The organism is Burkholderia pseudomultivorans (genome assembly GCF_001718415.1).
In the GTDB taxonomy this organism is placed as follows: Bacteria; Pseudomonadota; Gammaproteobacteria; order Burkholderiales; family Burkholderiaceae; genus Burkholderia; species Burkholderia pseudomultivorans_A.
In genome coordinates this window covers 1396030-1414255 of sequence record NZ_CP013378.1, presented here as the reverse complement: position 1 = coordinate 1414255, position 18226 = coordinate 1396030, and the positions used below count along the sequence as shown (strand labels likewise).

Sequence of the window (18226 nt, the reverse complement as noted above, 5' to 3'; positions counted from 1 at the left end):
TCAAGGACGCTGATCCGGAACGAACGACGCACCACCGCCTCGCTCAGTCCTTGCCCGAGCCGGCCACCGCCACCGCGCGCACCTCGACGCACAGCCCCGGCACCGCCAGCTGCGACACGCCGACTGCCGTCCACGACGGGTAGCGGTTCGGGAAATACGCGTCCTTGACCGCCGCGAAATCCTGCGTCTCGTGCTGAAGGTTCGTGTGGAAGGTCGTCAGTTCGACGACGTCGGCAAGGCTCGCGCCGGCCGCTTCCAGGATCATCTTCAGGCTCTCGAATGCGATCCGCGCCTGCGCCGCCACGCCGTCGGCCGGCTGCATCTGCGCGTCGAGACCGACCTGGCCCGACACCCAGATCGTGTCGCCGACGCGCGTGGCCGGCGAGAAGTGGTACGCGTCGTACCAGGGCTGGAACGGTGGCGGAACGATGGACTGCCGCTTCGGGGTAGCTGACATGATTGACGACTCCTTGCTCAGACGAGTTGACGAAAACATGGCGCACGGAACGGGTCGCCGGCCTTCAGCCCGGCGAGTTCCTCGACGAACAGCACGCCGGCCGGCGTGAAGCCCGAGCGGCTTTGATCGGGCAGCGGGCTGAACGTCGCGTCGTCGCCGAAGAAGCGCAGCACCAGCGTGTGGCGGTCGGGGAACGCGGCATCGACGGCGCCGCCGCCGTGCAGCACGCCCGGATGCAGCAGCAGCACGTCGCCCGGCTTCGTTTCCCACGACACGATGTCGTATGCATCGGGCGCCGTCCGGCGCTCCGCTTCGATATTCGGCAGTCGCGGCCACACGTCGCCGCCGTGCAGCGGGTCGGTCGGATCGTCGGCGTTCTGGAACGTGGTGCCGTCGTGGCGCACGCCGCGATGCGAGCCGCGCACGATCTCCAGCGCGTTGCGTTTCGGCACGTGCTCGAAGCTGATCCACGCATTGCCGAAGTGCATGCCTTCCCACGGCAGGTAGGACGTGTCCTGATGCCACGGCGAGCGCGCGCTCTTGCCGCCGGCCTTCATGAACAGCTCCTCCGCGAAATACCACACGTGCTTCGAGCCCCACAGATCGGCGAACAGCCTGCCGAACGGCAGCGTCGCGACCAGGTCGTCGAGCCGCGCCTTCGCGTAAGGGTTCGCGTTGTCGTTGTGCGACCGGTACTCGGTGCCGTCGAGCAGCGTCGTCGACATCGGGCCGGGGTTTTCCATCCCCCAGTCGAACACGGCACGGCATTGCGCGAGCTGCGCCGGATCGAGTACGCCTTCGACGAGAACCGCGCCGTCCTCGAAGAAGGCCTTGCGCTTGAGTGCATCCATTCTGGATCTCCTGATTCGTCCAACCACTGCCGGCCGCGATCGGTCACTGCCGGCGCCTCAGTAGAACATAGTGACAATGTTAGGTCATCATGACAAAAATACGGAAAAGAAAAAGACGAGGTATTCCCTGTTTCGTCTGCATGTTCGAACCTGCGTCGCGACGATTTGCCGGTTTGCCATGACAAGCCGCTTTCAGCTTTCATACAGCCGGGCGACGACACCCGGCCGCAGCGTTGCCGCTACGTCATCCACGGTCGCGATCGAACAGCGTATGCGCGAGGAAACCGACCAGCACCGCATCGGCCAACGTGTCCGCGCCGCTGCGCGCGTGCGCCGCGCAGCACGACTGCACACCGTCGCACAACGCGGTCAGGCCGAACGCCAGCACGTGCGCGGGCAGCCGCAGCGACACGCCGGTGCGCGCTGCGAATGCGTCGATGCACGCGGCCGCGAGCGCCTGCCGCTCGCGCAGGAACGCATCGAATTGCGCGCGGAACCGCGCATCGCGCGCCGCCTGCAACTGGGCATCCAGCCATATCAGTCGCGACGCGTGTCGCGCGGCACGCCCACGCCAGTAAGCGAGCATCGCGCGCTGAGCGTCGGCGGCGGAACCCGCCGGCATGCCGGTGATCCGCTGCAGCGCCGTCGCGGCATCGGCGTGATCGCGCCGCAACAGCTCGAACAGCATCTCCGTCTTGCTGCGGAAGTTCGAATAGAACGCGCCGCGCGTATGCCCGGCCGCCGCCGCGACGTCCTCGATGCTCGCGGCCGCATAGCCCTTCTCCGCGAAGACGGCGCGCGCCGCGTCGAGCAGGCGCTCGCATGTCGCCTCGCGCCGCCGGGTGCGAGTCGGGCGGACCGTACTCATTCGCGTGCGCCGCGACCGTTCACCGACTCATGAGCATGACTACTCATTTCGAATACGACAATGTGCTCGCGTTCGCGGTACCGCGTCCGGCGTCGTGCTCCAGTGCGCCATACGCGTAATAGAGCGTGGCGGTCAGGTACGACCAGGTGAGCAGCGCCAGCACGTAGAAGTTGAAAACGACGTTGGTTTCGTCGCCCGGGATCTTGTAGAAGTCGTAGATGCACGCGATCGCCTGCGAAGCGACGAGCGCGATCGTCGTCGTCAGTGCGTGGAGCGCGTGGCCCGCACGCACGAGCCGCAGCACGAAGCCGGCGAGATAGATCGACATCAGCGTCCACATCGCCACGTAGAAGTACGGCAGCGCGTTCTGCAACACGCCGGCCACGAGCGCGACCGTCCCGAGCGTCGCGAGCACGAACAGCATCACGTCCTGCCACATCGACGGCCGGTAGCCGCGCGTGACGGCCATCAGTCCGGCGACCGCGATCACCGGCATCCCGAAGCCGCGCGAGAACGCGTCGAGGAAGTGCGAGATGGCATACGACACCGGCGATTCGGTCGCGAAGAAGATCACCGCATTGGATGCGGAGATCGTCACGATCCACCACTCGAAGCCGAGCAGGAAATTGCGCTTGCGAACGAACTTGAAGCCGTACACGCCCGTCGTCGCCGCGAGCGTCGCGCTGGAAAGACAAAGTGCAAGTGATCTGTGATCCATGGTTCGAACTCCCGAGGTCGATTGCTGCCGTTGATTTACTGCCTGACCGGGCGAAGGCTGGCGAGATAGGTCGCCACCGCTGCCCGATCGTCCGCCGACATCGCCTGCGCAATGCGCTGCATCGTGCCGGTCGGCTCGCTGCGCGCGCCATTCGCGAACGCGTCGAGCTGCGCGCGCAGGTACGCGTGCCCCTGCCCGGCCAGCCGCGGAAACTGCGCCTGGCCCGTCAGCTGCGTGCCGTGGCAGGCAACGCATGCGCCGCCCGTCACAAGTTGCTCGCCCTTCGCGCGCAGTTGCGCGTCCGGCTTGAAATAGCGATTCCCGGATGGCGCCTGCTTCGCGTAATAAGCCGCCACGCGCGCGATCTCGGCTTCGCTCATGGTCATCGCGAGCGGCCCCATCGTCGGGTTCGCGCGCTGCCCGCTCGCGAAGGCGTGAAGCTGTGCGGCCACGTATTGCGCGGGCTGGCCGGCGAGGCTCGGATACGCGTCGTTCAGCGAGTTGCCCTTCACGCCGTGGCAGCCCATGCACACGTCGGTTGTGCGCGGCCACGGGCCGCCGTCGGCGTCGTCCGCCTGCGCCGTCTCGTCGACATGGCGCTGCAGGCGATAGAAACCGAGCAGCGTGGGGCCGTAGACGGCGAGGAGCGCGCCGGCGACCACCAGCACGGCGAGCAGCAACATGCGTTTCTTCATCTCGAGTCCCCTATGCGCGGCGCAGTGCATTGAGCGCCTGAAGCGCGGCCTGATGGCCCGAGCGGACCGCGCCGTCCATGTAGCCGGCCCAGATGCTGGCGGTCTCGGTGCCCGACCAGATCAGGTTGCCGCACGGCGCGCGCAGCGCTTCGCCGTGTGCGGTCCAGAAGCCCGGCGGAATCGCCGAGACGCATGTGATCGTCCATGGGTCGGCGAGCCCCCAGTCGCGATCGTGGTACGACACCGGCGCACGTGCGTCGTCGCCCCAGGCCTGCGCATAGAGGTCCATGTGCATCTGCTTCGCGGCCTGCGGGTCGGAAGGCATCAGCGCATTGCGCACGAACGCGTTGATCACGCCGATCTCGCCGCCCGGCGGCGAATTGTCGTAAGCCCAGAAGATCGGGCCGTCGGTCTGGATGATGTGGCCGTTCAGCCCCTTGCCGCGCCAGAACGGGCGGCGATAGACCATCGCCGTCTTGCGCGCCGGCGAATGCGCGGGCCACGCGCGCTGCAGTGCGTCGCGCTTGTCCGGCAGCGGCGGATCGAACCGGACCTGGTGGCAGAGCGCCGGATGCAGCGCCATCACGACCTTGCGCGCGCGCACCGTGCCGCCGTCCGTGTGCAGCGTGACGACGTCGCGATCCCAGCCGACGATCCGGCGCACCGGCGACGACAGCCGCACCTTGTCGCCGAGCTGTTGCGCAATCCGGATGCTGAGGATCTGCGAGCCGCCGACGAAGCGCGTTTCCTGGGCGCTGTGCCGGATCGAGTCGAGCTGTTCGTAATCGCAGTCCGCCGAATTGATCATCGACAGGAAATGCAGCAGCCCCATCTTGGCGGGTGCAACGCCGCCGGACAGCGAGATCGATGCATTCCAGCCCATCCGGTCCTCGGGCTTGATCCCTTGCTGCGCGAGCCAGTCGCCGACCGACAATCGGTCGAGTTCGGCCGCCTTCGGCGACGTCCAGGGCGCGCCCGACGGCACGTCGCGCGACAGTCGGCTCAGCTTCGCGGCGACCGTCTCGTCGGTGCCGAAGGTGCCATGCAGGTCGATCTCGACGCGCCCGTCGCCGCCGAGGATCACCGTCTTGCCCGTGTAATAGCTCGGGAACGTGCCGACGTCGAGCTCGCGCGCAAGGTCCGCGACAGCCGTTTGACCCGGGCCGATCCATTGACCGCCGACTTCGGTCACGTAGCCGCCGCCGACGTCGTAGTTCAGCGTGCGGCCGCCGACCCGGTCGCGCGCTTCGAGCACGACGAACGACTCGCAGCCGGCGTAGCGCAGGTCACGCGCGGCCGTCAGGCCGGCCAGCCCTGCGCCGACGATCGCGACATCGAGCACATCGCCGTCGTTGCCGGCGGCAGGCGCCGTATCGGCACTCGCCCGCGCTGCGCCGAGTGCAAGGCCGCCTGCGGCAATCGACGCACCCGCCACCTTGAGCAGATGCCGGCGCTGCAGGTCGGCCGTTCCGTTGATGGATGACTTCCTGGACATGATGTGTGGTAACCGTCTGCAAATGACGCGAGCGGCGGCGGCCCCGAAGGCTCGTTGCCATCGCTCGCGCGGAGTTTGACGACTGGACGCGACCTCGAATCGCTGCACCTCTCTCGCCGGCGCGCCGCGATAAGCTTGGCGAATCCGCTTCGCATTCCTGCCTGTACGCGGCCGTATTGCCTTGTACCGGCGAGGGTTTTCCGGCCTCCGTAATTAGTACATGCTGCAAAAGATAGGTCATAATACATAACACGCGAGCAAAATAAAAAGACAGGGTATTCCCCTGTCATGCAGCATCTTGCAGCTCGAAAGCTTGTGGAAAGAAAAGGATCGCTGGCCGGCGTCACGCAGGCGGCGCAGCTGACGCGCCGACCATCCTGTGCCGCGCACGTGCTTGATAGCGCCGACGCCGAAAGGCACGCGCGAATCGACCGATTTGTTTGCGCTTAACCCACCGCGGGGTTGGGTCGATCATCCGGGAACACGACCGGGCTGGACGTTCCCGCGCCGAACCGGTCGACCACAAATTCAGTAAAACTACGCAGCTTCGGCGACTTCTGCCGCTCCTGCAAATACAGCAGGCTCATCGACCGTTCCGGAGCGGCAAAGTCCGGCATGATCTCGACGAGACGCCCCGCGCGAATGTCCTCGCGGATCAGCATGGAAGGGAGCATCGCGATGCCCAGTCCTCTCAATGCCGCCCGGCGCAATGCTTCCGCGCTGTCGATTTTCAGCCTGCCCTCGACGGAAATGTGCAGCGGCCCGTCCGGTCCTTCCAGCACCCATCGAGATTGCGCGGTGTGCCATTCCGATCGCGGCGGATAGGCATACGTGAGGCATTGATGTTGGCCAAGCGCGTGCGGCGTAGTCGGTGCGCCATGTTCGTCGACGTAAGCGGGTGACGCACACAGCACCAGTCGATATGGCGCCAGCGGACGCGCCACCACATCGGGGCTGGACAGGACACCGATGCGAATGGCTGCCTCGAACCCTTCGTCGAACAGATCGGCGAGCGAGTCGGTGGCGACGATATCGAGCTTGACCTCGGGGTAGCGCCGGTAATAATCCGCGAGCGCGGGAATCAGGCACTCGTTCGTAAACACGACGGGCGCGGTCACGCGCAGACGTCCGCGCGGCTGCTTCAGATGATCGAGCGCCAGCCGCTCGGCGTCGTCGACCAGACCGAGGACTTCGACACATCGCTCGTAGTAGGCCTGACCGAATGCGCTGACTTTCTGTCTGCGGGTCGTGCGGTGAATGAGGACCGTACCGAGCCGACTCTCCAACGCCTGAAGATGGTTGCCGACCATGGTCGGCGACAGATTGCACGCCTGCGCCGCCGCCGTCAGGCTACCCGTTTCCACGATGCGGACGAATACGGTCATCGCCTTGAGGAGATCCATTGCGCAATGGTACTGGATTCTGTTTCAAGGCGCGGCGCGTTTATCCGCCGCCGATTTGGCAATACCTTGCGACAGGCGAGCGAAAGGAGGACAGACATGCTGTACGAATTCACGACGTTGTCGTGCCCGCTTCTGGAGCAGGACAAGGTGTCCGGCGGTGCGCATCGCTGGGTATCGGATGCCGACGCGGGCGGGCGGCTGCTCGGCGCCTGGCGCACGGAAATTGGCGAGCTATCGCGGGTTGTCGTGCTGCGCGGCTTCGAGACGATGGACGAGCTGCAGCACGAACGCAATCGGGCATTGCGCGCCGAGCAACCGTTCGGAATCGAAAGCGCGTCCGTTCGATTGAGCATGGAAGGCCACGCGCTTTTTCCTTTTCTGCCCGACATCGAACCCGGCGCATTCGGCGACTTCTACGAAATCCGCCGCTATTGGCTGAAGGCGGGCGGACTTGCGCCGACCCTTGCCGCTTGGGAACGCGCGGTGGGACCGGCCGAGGCCTACACCTCGCATCTCGTTGGCAACATGTACGCGCTCGACGGGCCGCCGCGCATCACGCACATCTGGGGATTTGCCAGTCTGGAACAACGCATGGCCTTGAGAAAGCGGCACTACGCGGAAGGCCTCTGGCCGCCGAAAGGCGGTCCGGAACAGATCGACAGGGCGACGTCGACGATCGGCTTGCCGGAGATGTGGTCGCCCTTGCGTTGAATGCACTGCCGGCGCGCCCCTCGTCGAGCGAATCGCGCATGCCGCTGCACCGTGACGGGGCGCTACTGCTCCGGCCATCCGAGTTCCTGCGCGCGGTCGAGCGAGGCGCGCACGACGAGGCGATGGAAAGGCGCGATCACGCCAAGATAGGCGCGACCCAACGGACGATTGTAGAAAACGACGGTCGTGACGGTCAGTCGCCGAGGCAGGCCATCGGATGCAGGCTGCACGAGAACCGAGACGCGGAAATCGAGATGCCGGTCGTCCTCGCCGAGAATGATCTCGTCGTGATGTCGTTCGAACACACGAAAAATACTGATTCGGTCGCCCTTCGCGGCCTTCAGTTCGACCGTTCCCTTCAGGCCGAGCGGCCACACGGCCAGATCCCGGACTCGCTGCAGCAGCGCGATCCATCCGGGCTGGCCGGTAAAGACGTGTCGGGCGAGAGACGCCGCGTCGTTGCAGGCGGTCGCCGGCAAGGCCACCGAAAATGCGTCGGCAAAATCGGCCCTGTCGTATGACCGGCTCAACCTGGAGTTCGCCGGGAGGCCGACCCGTTCGGCTTTCTTCGAATTCGCCTGCATGCCAGTTTTCCACGCCTTCACGGTGTCCGGTTAGCCCTGCGCAGCGTCGCGAGAACGGTGGGCCTGCTCATCCTGCGGAAGCGGCGCAGCGCTGCACGCTGACCTCTGCCAGCGCCTCGAATACGGCCGCCGAACGTTCCAGACGAGCGATCGTTCGAGCGCCTTCCAGCGCGGCGACCAGCGCGGCCGCAGTGGAGGAGGCGCGCGCCGCAGCGAAACCGCACTCCCTGAAATGCGCCGCAATGATCCCGGTCGAATCGGCAAATCCGCGCGCCACCCGCTGGGTCAACTCGGCGTCGAGCGCGGGCAATTCGTTCGCGAGGTTCTGCATGAGGCATCCGTACTGGAAATCGGTGGCGACCATTTCGGCCGCGAAGGTGCTGAAGATCTGCCGGACGAAATCCAGTGCACTACCCGTCGTATCGGCCGAGATATTCCTCAGGATAGCGATTCGCTGCGTAACGTAACGATCGATCGCTTCCTCCGCGAGCTGTGCCTTGCCGCGTGGAAAGTGAAAGTAGAACGATCCTTTGGGCGCACCGCTTTCTTCGAGGATCTGGGTCAATCCGGTCGCGGTGTAGCCCTGGATGCGAAACAGCCGTTCGGCCGTGGCAATCGCGCGATCGCGCGCGTCAGTCTTGCGTGTCATGGCGAAAAAGTATCACGTTTGGCTTGACCCGACTATGGTGACCGCCATACTATGGTGATCACCATATTCCGGAGTTCGTCGATGCCCGCGGACAAAAGCCAGCCCTCGTCGTCGCGACGAACCGTCCTGGCGATGGGCGCGGCCGGTCTGGTCGCCGCCGTGCTTCGGCCTGCCCGCGCAACCCCTACGGGAGGAAGTGATTTGGCCGCGCCAACCTATGCCGAAGGAACGCTTCCCGCGGGGATCCGTTCGCGCATGATCCACGGGGTGAACGGCCTCGATGTCCATATTCTCGAGGCCGGTCATGAAAGCCCCGGCCGGCCGCTCGTGTTGCTTCTGCACGGCTTCCCGGATCTGGCTTATGGCTGGCGGCATGTCATCCCGATCCTGGCCGACGCGGGATACCACGTGGTGGCGCCCGACCAGCGGGGTTTCGGACGCACTATCGGTGGGTCGAACGACTACGACGCGCCGCTCGCGCCTTTCAGCCTCTTGAACATGACGCGCGACGCCCTCGCGCTGGTTTCGGCGTTGGGGTATCGGCGTACGGCAATGCTGGCGGGACACGACCTCGGCTCGCCGGTGGCGGCGTATTGCGCGCTGGCGCGACCCGACGTGTTTCCATCTGTCTTACTGATGAGTGCGCCGTTCCCCGGTCCGCCGGCGCTGCCGTTCGACACGGCGCAAAGCGAGCCATCGCCGGCTCGACCGAGCAGTGAAGGTCGAAAGCTGGCGGCGGCGCTTGCCGCGCTCGATCCACCGAGAGCCTATTACCAGCAGTACTTAGGCACACGGAAGGCCAACCATGACATGTGGCGCCCTCCGCAAGGTCTGCATGCGTTTCTTCGCGCATTTTTCCACGTCAAGAGCGCCGACTGGCCCGGAAACACGCCGCATCCGCTGAAGGCGCTCACTGCCGCCGAGCTTGCGCAAATGCCGACGTACTACGTCATGGAGCTCGGCAAGACGATGCCCGAAACCGTCGCTCCGTTCGAGCCTTCCGCCGCCGAGGTCCTCGCCTGCAAGTGGCTTACCGACGCGGAGCTCGCCGTGTACACGGCAGAGTACGGCCGCACCGGATTTCAAGGCGCCCTTCAGGCTTATCGCGTCCTTTCCGATCCCGACCTGAACGCCGAGCTGCGCCTGTTTTCGGGCAGGACGATCGACGTCCCGTCGCTCTTCATCGGCGGAAAGAGCGATTGGGGCACCTATGCGGCGCCGGGCGCACTTGAACTGATGAGAACGAAGGCGACGACGAGAATGCGCGGCATCGAGCTGATCGACGGCGCAGGTCACTGGATCCAGCAGGAGCAACCGGACAGACTCGGCGCGTTGCTGCTTGCTTTCATGAGGCAGTGAAGCGGCGCAAGCCGCTCGCTCGTCGTCGCAGGCATCGTGGCCGAACGCCCCGCCCTCGAACGAAGCCGCCCCGTCCTTGCGCCATTCACTTCGCGACGAGGTCGCGCGCCATCCGCCCGATCAACGAAACGAGGCCGGCGCGAACGACCGTCGTCAGTAGCCGCCGCGGGCCCAGAACAGCGACGCCCGCGAGCACCACCGCAACCGCCGCGCCGGTCGACCCGCCGAGGCTCGGCAGCCGCATCGGCGCATGTACCGCAGTGCTGCCGCGGGAAATTCTCCCGGTCATTCCGATGACGTGGTTCGACGCAGACAGTTCAGCCCGCGTCGCCGCCATCCGCGCGAGCAACGCACGTCGCTGCGTTTCCGGCGCATCGGCCGGCGCTCGTGCCTTCATCTCAGGCTCTCCTTGATGGTCTGGACGTCGCGCTGCAATTCCTCTCTCAATATCGACAGGGTGCCGCGTCGCGCGCTGACGCGCACGGCGATGAAGGAACCGATGGACGCGAGTATCCAGAAAGCGGCGACCGCCCATGCAGTCTCGGTGAGATAGGGCGTCCTTGCTGCCGTGACGATCGCCGCCATGCACGCGAATGCGAGGCCGAACGTCGCGCTCAGTCCGACGACCGCATAAAGGACCATGTCGCGCAGGAAGGACTTCCGTGCGACCTCCAGCTCGATCGCCGCGAGCGTGGCGTAATCGACCAGACGCGACGCCGAGAAGTGGGCGATGTTCTGCCATCTCCTGATTCTCGAAAACAAACCCATGACATGCTCCCGTGACGACTCCCGCGCGCGCCTGCCGCTTCTCTACGGACGATCAACGCTTCGACCACAGCGTGCCGATCAGGAAGCCCACTGCCGCAACCGCCGCGAGCGTCGCGATCGGGTTGCGCGATGTCACGTCGCGCAGTTGCTCAAGCGCTTCGCCGTAGGATTCCTGCACGCCGCCGATCACCTGGCGAGCCATCCCGTCGAACTGCATCCCGGTGCTGTCGGTGACGTCCCCTACCGCTTCCTGTGCCTTTCCCGCCATCTTCTGCACCGTGCCTGCCGTCTTTTCAAACATGATCGACCTCCTGGTTTATTTAGGATTACCGCATACATGGACGCGATCGGCTCGTTCCGTCGTGGAAGCCAATCGCTATCCCGTATCGCAGTGTAAAGACCTCCGCGCCCGCTGCGTCATGTTCAAATGCGCCAGCGCAATTAGTGCATTTGCATGATCGCCGCCGCCCCTTCGGCGAGCACTACGGCGGTCTTTGACGGAGTAGAAGGAGGTGAAACGGTGCAATCCAGCCCGCAACTTTCCGGGCAGTTCGGGCAGCGGCCCGCGGAGCCGCTGCCCGAGACACGACGTTCGCTGCATCGTCGGCAGTTCTGCAGCCGACGAGAAGCTGCCCGTTACTTTGCCTGTTCCGCCGTGTTCGTAATCGCCTTACCGCCAGCCGAGACATCCTGGCCCGCACCAGCGATCGTATTGCAGCCCGTCAACACAACGGTCAGAGCCAATGCCAACATTGCGATTCTTGCCATTTTCCTCTCCATGTCAGGATGATTTGCACGTCGTACTGCACGCGCCTGCTTCGGCCTCTTCGCAGCATGACGATGCGTCGCTGCCGCAGCACGCGATTCCATGCCGCGACCGACGACAGGGCAGCCTAAGCCCGGACTACCGTACCTGTCGGGCATTCGGCCGCCTACGCCGAACGACCACCATCACACGAAACATCGCCATGCCACCGGTCCCTGCACGTACTTTCGTTGTCCTCCTCAAATGCACGCGCGACCGGAAGGCCGCGTCATTTATATCACATCGACCGGACGCCAATATCTGAACAATAATTCCCGGCATTATTTAATTTCGGCAGCGAGACTCCATTCTCACCACAATCGGACATCAATCCTCTCGCATTCGCCGCGCGCAATCGCGGCAACGCATTCGACACACCTCCGTCGTGCGCATCCGATTTGAATATCAACGAAATCGCATTGATACGCGACTCTGGTACGAGCGCGCCGGCCTTGGCTCCGCGTACCGACGATACAAGACTTCGACCCATCACATTTCGGTCCGGGCTGCATAGTTACCTAGTGCATTTGTAGGTGTTTCCCGCAAGCCAGGCCATGTATATTCAATCAGCTTTCATCCAAATAGGGGTTATCCCACAACCCGATTCAAGGAGAGCTGCGCATGGCAAAGATAGCCAAGAGTCGATCCGATACACGTTCCAATAAGAACAACGAAAACGGCGACAGCCATTTCGGCACGGGAGACGAATTGCATCAGACGGCCGGCGGCAAGCATCCCCCTCTGACGTCCAATCAGGGCGTTCCGGTCTCGGACAATCAGAACTCCCTTCGCGCCACGCCGCGCGGTCCGACCTTGCTGGAGGACTTCATCCTCCGCGAGAAGATCACGCACTTCGATCATGAGCGGATTCCGGAGCGCATCGTGCATGCGCGCGGATCGGCGGCCCACGGCTACTTCGAGCTGACCCGCTCGCTGAGCCGCTACACCACCGCCAAACTATTTACCGAAACCGACCGCAAGACGCCGGTGTTCACGCGCTTCTCCACCGTCGCGGGCGGTGCCGGTTCGATTGATACGCCGCGCGACGTGCGCGGTTTCGCGGTCAAGTTCTATACGACGGAAGGCAACTTCGATCTCGTCGGGAACAACATTCCCGTGTTCTTCATCCAGGACGCGATGAAGTTCCCCGACCTCGTCCATGCAGTCAAGATGGAACCGGACCGAGGCTTCCCGCAGGCGGCCAGCGCGCACGATACGTTCTGGGATTTCATCTCGCTGACGCCCGAGTCGATGCACATGATCATGTGGGCGATGTCGGATCGCGCGATCCCGCGCTCGCTTCGCATGATCGAGGGATTCGGCATCCACAGCTTCCGGCTGATCAACGCCAAGGGCGAATCGACGTTCGTGAAGTTCCATTGGCGTCCGAAGCTCGGACTGCAGTCCACCGTGTGGGACGAGGCCGTGAAGATCGCCGGCGCCGATCCGGATTTCCATCGGCGCGACTTGTTCGAGGCGATCCAGCGGGGCGATTATCCGGAATGGGAGCTCGCGGTGCAGTTGTTCACCGAAGAAGACGCCGCCAAATTCCCGTTCGACCATCTCGATCCGACCAAGCTGATTCCGGAAGAACTCGTGCCGCTGACCGTCATCGGGCGCATGGTGCTGGACCGCTGGCCGGACAACTTCTTCGCCGAGACCGAACAGGTCGCGTTCTGCCCGGCCAATATCGTGCCCGGCATCGACTTCAGCAACGACCCGCTGCTGCAGGGGCGACTCTTTTCCTACCTCGACACGCAGCTGTCGCGGCTCGGCTCGCCGAACTTCCATCAGATCCCGATCAACGCGCCCAAGTGCCCGTTCGCCAACCTGCAGCGGGACGGCCACATGCAGGTCCACGTGCCCAAGGGCCGTGTGAACTACGAGCCGAGTTCGCTGATGCCCGACAGTCCGCGCGAAACGCCCGAAGGCTTTCGCAGTTTCCCGCAGCCGGCGGACGATGGCGCCAAGGGCCGCGTGCGCGCGGAAAGCTTCGCCGACCACTACAGCCAGGCCCGGTTGTTCTATCGCAGCCAGACGGCGCCGGAGCAGGCGCATCTCGCTTCGGCACTGGTGTTCGAACTGTCGAAGGTCGAGACCGAACACGTGCGCACGGCCGTGGTCGGCCATCTTCGACATATCGACGAGAGCCTGGCGAAACGGGTCGCCGCCGGACTGGGACTGGACGCCTTGCCGCCCGCGCCGCCCGCTGCCGTGCAGCCGATCGATATGCCGCCGTCGCCTGCGCTGCAACTGATCGGCAAGTCGAAGCCCACGCTGCAGGGCCGCTGCGTCGGTGTGCTGGTCGACGACGGAAGCGACGCCGCGACGCTGCGTGCACTGCGCAAGGCGGTCGAAACGGCCGGCGCGGCGATCAAGATCGTCGCTCCCAAGGTGGGCGGCGCCAAGCTCAGCGACGGTCGTCGAATCGCCGCGGACGGACAACTCGCCGGCACGCCGTCGGTGGTGTTCGACGCGGTCGCGGTGCTGCTGTCCGCCGATGCGGGGAAGCAACTCGCGAAAGAGGCGGCAGCCGTCGACTGGGTGCGCGACGCATACGGCCACCTCAAGGCGATCGCCAGCGACGAGGGCGGTCAGGCGCTTCTCACCGCCGGCAGCATAGCCAAGGACGCCGGCGTAGTCATGGCAAGCGACACGCGAGCATTCCTCGAAGCCGCCGCGACGCGTCAATGGGAACGCGAACCGAAGCTTCGGCTGCTGGCGTGATGTCGATGTCGAGGCTCCTTCGGGAGCCTCGTCCCGTGAATCAGATAAAGGGTCTCGTATGGCGGAAACGATATTCGACGCGCTGCGCGAAAGTCACGAAATCCAGCGCTCGCTGATGCGCCGCTTGTTGCGGTCGCAGCCCGGTGAAGTGCGCGGCGCGCTGTTCGAACAGTTGCGCATCGAACTCGGCGCCCACGAAGCGGCCGAGGAGCGCTTCCTGTATGTGCCGATGCTGATGGACGATCGCGGCCTCCACCCTTCCCGGGACGCGCTCGCGGATCATCACCGGATGGATGAAATCGTCGAAGACCTGCGCGGCCGCGATCCGGGTTCGCGCGGGTGGCTCGCGACCGTCAGGAAACTGTCCGCCGAATTGCACGATCACCTGAAGGAAGAGGAGAAGATCTTCTTCCAGATCTCGGGAAAGATTCTGCGGGCATCCGACAAGACGGCGCTCGCGAAACATTACCGGACCGACTACCTTCGCATGCATGCGACGCTCGCCGACGCATAGCGGTCGCGCCGCTTTGTCGCGGCGCGGGATGACCACCGCATTCATTTACGCTGACCGCTCACATGAAAACCTTCCATTGCAGCCGATGTTCGCAACTGGTGTTCTTCGAGAACACGAAATGCGAGCGCTGCGACGCGTTGCTCGGCTATCTGCCGGACGTCGGCGAGATCGGGGCATTCGAACCGGTCGGCGACGGCAGGTGGCGCAGCCTGCATCCGGCGGCGGCCGGGCGTCTTTATCGGCAATGCCGCAATTACGCGATCGAACAGGTTTGCAACTGGATGATTCCGGACGCATGCGGCGATGCCCTCTGCCAGGCATGCGCGCTGACCGAGACGATACCGAACCTGGCGTCTCCCGATAACCGGCTGCTCTGGTATCGGCTCGAATCGGCGAAGCGACGGCTGCTATACACGCTGCTCGTACTGGGCCTGCCGGTCGAATCGCGAGCGGCCCATCCGGAGCGCGGGATCAGCTTTGCGTTCAAGGCGTCCACGCCCGCCGAAGCCGTGATGACGGGCCACGCGAACGGTCTCATCACCGTCAACCTGGCCGAGGCGGACGACGTGGCGCGCGAACGGATCCGTTCCGAGATGCGCGAGCCGTATCGCACGCTGCTCGGCCATTTCAGGCACGAGATCGGTCATTACTATTTCGAGCGCCTGGTGAGCGGCACACGATGGATCGAACCGTTTCGCCACTGCTTCGGCGACGAGCGTTCCGACTACCAGGCGGCGCTCGACGCGCACTACGCGAACGGCTCGCCCGAAGGCTGGGAGAACGCATACGTCAGCGAATACGCGACGATGCATCCGTTCGAGGACTGGGCGGAGACGTGGGCACATTATCTGCACATCGTCGATACGCTCGATACGGCGACCGCGTGCGGCCTGGTGCTCGCGCCCGACGACGCGAGCCTGCCGACCCTGTCGGACCAGACCTCCGTCGACGAGGCGAGCTTCGGCAACCTGATGCGGCGCTGGTTCCCGCTGACCTATGCGCTCAACAGCCTGAATCGCAGCATGGGCATGCCGGATGCGTATCCGTTCGTGCTGGCGCCGGCCGTCGTCACGAAGCTGCGCTTCGTTCACGACCTCGTGAGCGCATCGCGCGATGAAACATCCGGGTCGTCGCTCGTCGCGCATCCGGCCGGGAGCACTGCAGGCCCGGAGTCGCCGCAGTCGCGATAGGCCGCGCAGCCGAGTGCGCAAATATGCAGGCGGCTGGGCCCGCACCGGCAGGAGATGGCTGTTGTTTGTGATTTTTGATAAACGCCTGCGCGGGATCGGCTCGCGCGGGAAACCTCTTTATAAGGTGTATTGACGATGAAGATCCTTTCGATTGCAGCAGCGAGTGTCATCCTGATCGCCGCATCCTTTTCTGCACAGGCAGCGGGATGTTTGAAAGGCGCGGCAGTGGGCGGCGTCGCGGGCCATGTCGCAGGTCATCACGGCGCAGTGGGCGCGGCGGCAGGCTGCGCGATCGGCCATCATCATGCAGCGAAGAAGGCCAAGGCGGCGAGCGCGGCGGCCGCGTCGGGGCAGTGACGGCGTAAGGCCGGGATGCCGGTCGCCGGTTTCCCGGCCCGAGAAACCGGTCGGCCGCGGCGCGCGATGCTTCAGCGACCGTGACGGTTGCCTCGCCTCAGCGCGCCAGCATCTTCTTCATTGACGGCGAGAGGTGCGGCACATACTGCTCTCGCTCATAGAACGGGATCGCCTCCGGCCGCGCGTCGAGGAATATCGCGGTCATGCCGCGAGCACGCGCGTCGATTTCCGCATATTCCATCAACGATCGTCCCACGCCGCTGCCTCGGCCCGTCGCGTCGACCACGAGATCGTCGATATGAAGATGCGCGCCGCGCGCCAACGTGTGAACGGGCCTCATGCCCATCACGCCGATGATCTTTCCATCCCGGAAAGCCGCCACCAGCTCGTAGCCCGAATACGATTGCCGGCGGACCCGCTCCAGGAATTCCGCTTCGTCGAGCGCCCGGAGTTGAGCGACGACCGGGTAGGCACGTGCCCATTCGGGCGGCGCCAATCTTCTGATGTCGAAGCTGTTGTGGCGATGTTCAGTCATGGCTGAAATCGATCCATCCTCGCATGAAAGCCACGATTATTGCATGGCGCCGCGTCGCGAGAATCCTTGATGGGCCGTGCGGCGCCTTGGTCCTCCACGCCAGCTTCCGCAAGCGACCTTGCCCTTCCCAAAACCAGCGGCACGCGTTTCTCGCCTTTGCAAACCCTCCGTCGAGCAGGCACGAGACTTGCGCTCGTAACAAACCCGAAGGGAGGAACGCATCATGCGCGATACCAAGATTGACGAGTCCGGTCCGATCGAAACGGACCCGAGCGCCACCTCGTGGCTCCGGCGCCTCGGGCCGGGGCTCGTCACCGGCGCCGCCGACGACGATCCGTCCGGCATCGGCACGTACTCGCAGGCAGGCGCGCAGTTCGGCTTCGAACTGTTGTGGACGCTGTTGCTGACCTACCCGCTGATGACGGCCATCCAGCTCGTCAGTGCGCGCATCGGCCGCGTGACGGGCAAGGGCCTCGCGTCGAACATGCGCGCCCACTATCCGCCCTGGCTGCTCTACGCCACCGTGGTGCTGCTGATCGTTGCGAACGTGATCAATATCGCGGCCGACCTGTCGGCGATGGGCGCGGCGGTCGACCTGCTGCTGCACGGCCCGCAGCAGCTCTACGTCGTGTGTCTCGGCGGCATCTCGGCGGCGCTGCAGATCTTCGTGCCGTACGACCGCTACGCCCGCCTGCTCAAATGGACCGCGCTGGTTCTGCTCGCGTACGTCGCGGTCGCACTTATCGTGCCCGTCCCGTGGAGCGAGGTCGGGCGGGCGATCGTGCGACCGCACATCCAGCTCTCTGCCGCCTACCTCACCACGGTGATCGCCGTGCTCGGCACCACGATCAGCCCGTATCTGTTCTTCTGGCAGGCATCGCAGGAAGTCGAGGAACTGCGCGCCGTGCCGGAGCAGCGCTCGCTGCGCGGCGCGCCGCACCAGGCGCCCGCACAGCTGCGCCGGATCAGCTTCGATACGTGGGTCGGGATGGGCGTATCGAACGTGATCGCATTCTTCATCACGCTCACGGCGGCCGCCACGCTGAACCTGCATCACATCGACGTGAAGACGTCGGCGGACGCCGCGCGGGCGCTCGAGCCGATCGGCGGCCACTTCGCATACGTGCTGTTCGCGCTCGGCATCATCGGCACCGGCCTGCTGGCGTTGCCGGTGCTCGCGGGCTCGGCCGCCTATGCCGCCGCGGGCACCTTCCGCTGGCGCAACAGTCTCGCGCTGCAGTTCGGCGTCGCGCGCGAATTCTATGCGGTCATCGCGCTGGCGATCATCGGCGGCGTCGCGATCACGTTCATGCATTTCGATCCGATCCGCGCGCTCTACTGGAGTGCGGTCATCAACGGCGTGACCGCGGTGCCGATCATGGTCGTGATGATGCTGATGGCCGGCAGCGGGCGCATCATGGGCAAGTTCGCCGTCACCGGCGCGCTGGCCTGGGGCGGCTGGCTCGCGACGTTGGCGATGGCGATCGCGGCAATGGGCGTGTTCGTGCCGGGTTGAACCCGCTCCGCTTCGCCGTCGCGA

At 64.9% G+C, this 18226-nt stretch carries 21 protein-coding genes; 7 read left to right on the top strand and 14 right to left on the bottom strand.

The genetic code is table 11. The annotated features are described in order from the left end of the window. Positions 1-43 precede the first annotated feature (43 nt). The 7 genes from WS57_RS18850 to WS57_RS18820 all read right to left on the bottom strand — a co-directional run bounded on the left by WS57_RS18850 (position 44) and on the right by WS57_RS18820 (position 6487). Positions 44-457 carry a RidA family protein gene (locus tag WS57_RS18850; protein ID WP_059517617.1) on the bottom strand — a complete coding sequence of 138 codons (414 nt, stop codon included), beginning with the start codon at positions 455-457 and terminating at the stop codon, positions 44-46. A 17-nt stretch (positions 458-474) separates the two neighbouring features. Next, complete coding sequence (locus WS57_RS18845) at positions 475-1308, bottom strand: phytanoyl-CoA dioxygenase family protein (RefSeq protein WP_069244710.1); 834 nt, start codon at positions 1306-1308, stop codon at positions 475-477. Between the two features lie 244 nt (positions 1309-1552). Further along, entirely contained in the window at positions 1553-2176 is a 624-nt protein-coding gene (locus WS57_RS18840; RefSeq protein ID WP_069244709.1) for a TetR/AcrR family transcriptional regulator, read from the bottom strand. A gap of 43 nt (positions 2177-2219) precedes the next feature. After that, positions 2220-2894 carry a hypothetical protein gene (locus WS57_RS18835; protein ID WP_069244708.1) on the bottom strand — a complete coding sequence of 225 codons (675 nt, stop codon included), beginning with the start codon at positions 2892-2894 and terminating at the stop codon, positions 2220-2222. A 35-nt stretch (positions 2895-2929) separates the two neighbouring features. Continuing rightward, on the bottom strand, positions 2930-3589 hold the full coding sequence (locus tag WS57_RS18830) for a c-type cytochrome (protein WP_069244707.1): 660 nt from the start codon (positions 3587-3589) through the stop codon (positions 2930-2932). Between the two features lie 10 nt (positions 3590-3599). Further along, positions 3600-5084, bottom strand: a complete 1485-nt coding sequence (locus tag WS57_RS18825; RefSeq protein ID WP_069244706.1) for a flavin monoamine oxidase family protein — start codon at positions 5082-5084, stop codon at positions 3600-3602. A 446-nt stretch (positions 5085-5530) separates the two neighbouring features. Next, entirely contained in the window at positions 5531-6487 is a 957-nt protein-coding gene (locus WS57_RS18820) for a LysR family transcriptional regulator (protein WP_069244705.1), read from the bottom strand. A gap of 96 nt (positions 6488-6583) precedes the next feature. Between WS57_RS18820 and WS57_RS18815 the strand changes: the two genes are divergently transcribed. Next, entirely contained in the window at positions 6584-7198 is a 615-nt protein-coding gene (locus WS57_RS18815; RefSeq protein WP_069244704.1) for an NIPSNAP family protein, read from the top strand. A 62-nt stretch (positions 7199-7260) separates the two neighbouring features. Here WS57_RS18815 and WS57_RS18810 read toward each other — a convergent pair whose 3' ends face one another. Continuing rightward, on the bottom strand, positions 7261-7782 hold the full coding sequence (locus WS57_RS18810) for a DUF2867 domain-containing protein (protein ID WP_009687114.1): 522 nt from the start codon (positions 7780-7782) through the stop codon (positions 7261-7263). 67 nt (positions 7783-7849) lie between these two features. Further along, on the bottom strand, positions 7850-8431 hold the full coding sequence (locus WS57_RS18805; RefSeq protein WP_009687115.1) for a TetR/AcrR family transcriptional regulator: 582 nt from the start codon (positions 8429-8431) through the stop codon (positions 7850-7852). A gap of 255 nt (positions 8432-8686) precedes the next feature. Here WS57_RS18805 and WS57_RS18800 point away from each other — a divergent pair, with 255 nt between their 5' ends. Beyond that, positions 8687-9790 carry an alpha/beta fold hydrolase gene (locus WS57_RS18800; RefSeq protein WP_069244703.1) on the top strand — a complete coding sequence of 368 codons (1104 nt, stop codon included), beginning with the start codon at positions 8687-8689 and terminating at the stop codon, positions 9788-9790. Positions 9791-9875: 85 nt separating this feature from the next. On the opposite strand, the gene WS57_RS18795 is transcribed toward WS57_RS18800, so the two are convergent. The 4 genes from WS57_RS18795 to WS57_RS18780 all read right to left on the bottom strand — a co-directional run bounded on the left by WS57_RS18795 (position 9876) and on the right by WS57_RS18780 (position 11326). Next, on the bottom strand, positions 9876-10187 hold the full coding sequence (locus WS57_RS18795; protein WP_009687117.1) for a hypothetical protein: 312 nt from the start codon (positions 10185-10187) through the stop codon (positions 9876-9878). After that, entirely contained in the window at positions 10184-10558 is a 375-nt protein-coding gene (locus WS57_RS18790) for a phage holin family protein (protein ID WP_009687118.1), read from the bottom strand. The genes WS57_RS18795 and WS57_RS18790 overlap by 4 nt, the downstream gene beginning before the upstream one ends. A gap of 52 nt (positions 10559-10610) precedes the next feature. Next, complete coding sequence (locus WS57_RS18785) at positions 10611-10859, bottom strand: CsbD family protein (RefSeq protein ID WP_009687119.1); 249 nt, start codon at positions 10857-10859, stop codon at positions 10611-10613. A gap of 335 nt (positions 10860-11194) precedes the next feature. Further along, positions 11195-11326 carry an entericidin A/B family lipoprotein gene (locus tag WS57_RS18780; RefSeq protein WP_009687120.1) on the bottom strand — a complete coding sequence of 44 codons (132 nt, stop codon included), beginning with the start codon at positions 11324-11326 and terminating at the stop codon, positions 11195-11197. A 658-nt stretch (positions 11327-11984) separates the two neighbouring features. Here WS57_RS18780 and WS57_RS18775 point away from each other — a divergent pair. From WS57_RS18775 to WS57_RS18760, 4 genes are all read left to right on the top strand, one after another. Beyond that, positions 11985-14090, top strand: a complete 2106-nt coding sequence (locus WS57_RS18775; RefSeq protein WP_059517631.1) for a catalase — start codon at positions 11985-11987, stop codon at positions 14088-14090. A gap of 58 nt (positions 14091-14148) precedes the next feature. Beyond that, positions 14149-14604: a hemerythrin domain-containing protein gene (locus WS57_RS18770; RefSeq protein WP_009687122.1), complete on the top strand. Its 456-nt coding sequence runs from the start codon at positions 14149-14151 to the stop codon at positions 14602-14604. Between the two features lie 62 nt (positions 14605-14666). Next, complete coding sequence (locus tag WS57_RS18765; protein WP_069244702.1) at positions 14667-15794, top strand: zinc-binding metallopeptidase family protein; 1128 nt, start codon at positions 14667-14669, stop codon at positions 15792-15794. Between the two features lie 135 nt (positions 15795-15929). Next, positions 15930-16151 (top strand): hypothetical protein, encoded by a 222-nt coding sequence (locus WS57_RS18760; RefSeq protein ID WP_038455328.1) that lies wholly within the window; start codon positions 15930-15932, stop codon positions 16149-16151. 97 nt (positions 16152-16248) lie between these two features. Here WS57_RS18760 and WS57_RS18755 read toward each other — a convergent pair whose 3' ends face one another. Further along, positions 16249-16686, bottom strand: coding sequence for a GNAT family N-acetyltransferase (locus WS57_RS18755; protein ID WP_009687125.1), 438 nt, complete (start codon positions 16684-16686; stop codon positions 16249-16251). Positions 16687-16909: 223 nt separating this feature from the next. Between WS57_RS18755 and WS57_RS18750 the strand changes: the two genes are divergently transcribed. Next, positions 16910-18202 (top strand): NRAMP family divalent metal transporter, encoded by a 1293-nt coding sequence (locus WS57_RS18750; RefSeq protein ID WP_059600649.1) that lies wholly within the window; start codon positions 16910-16912, stop codon positions 18200-18202. The last annotated feature ends 24 nt before the right edge of the window (positions 18203-18226 follow it).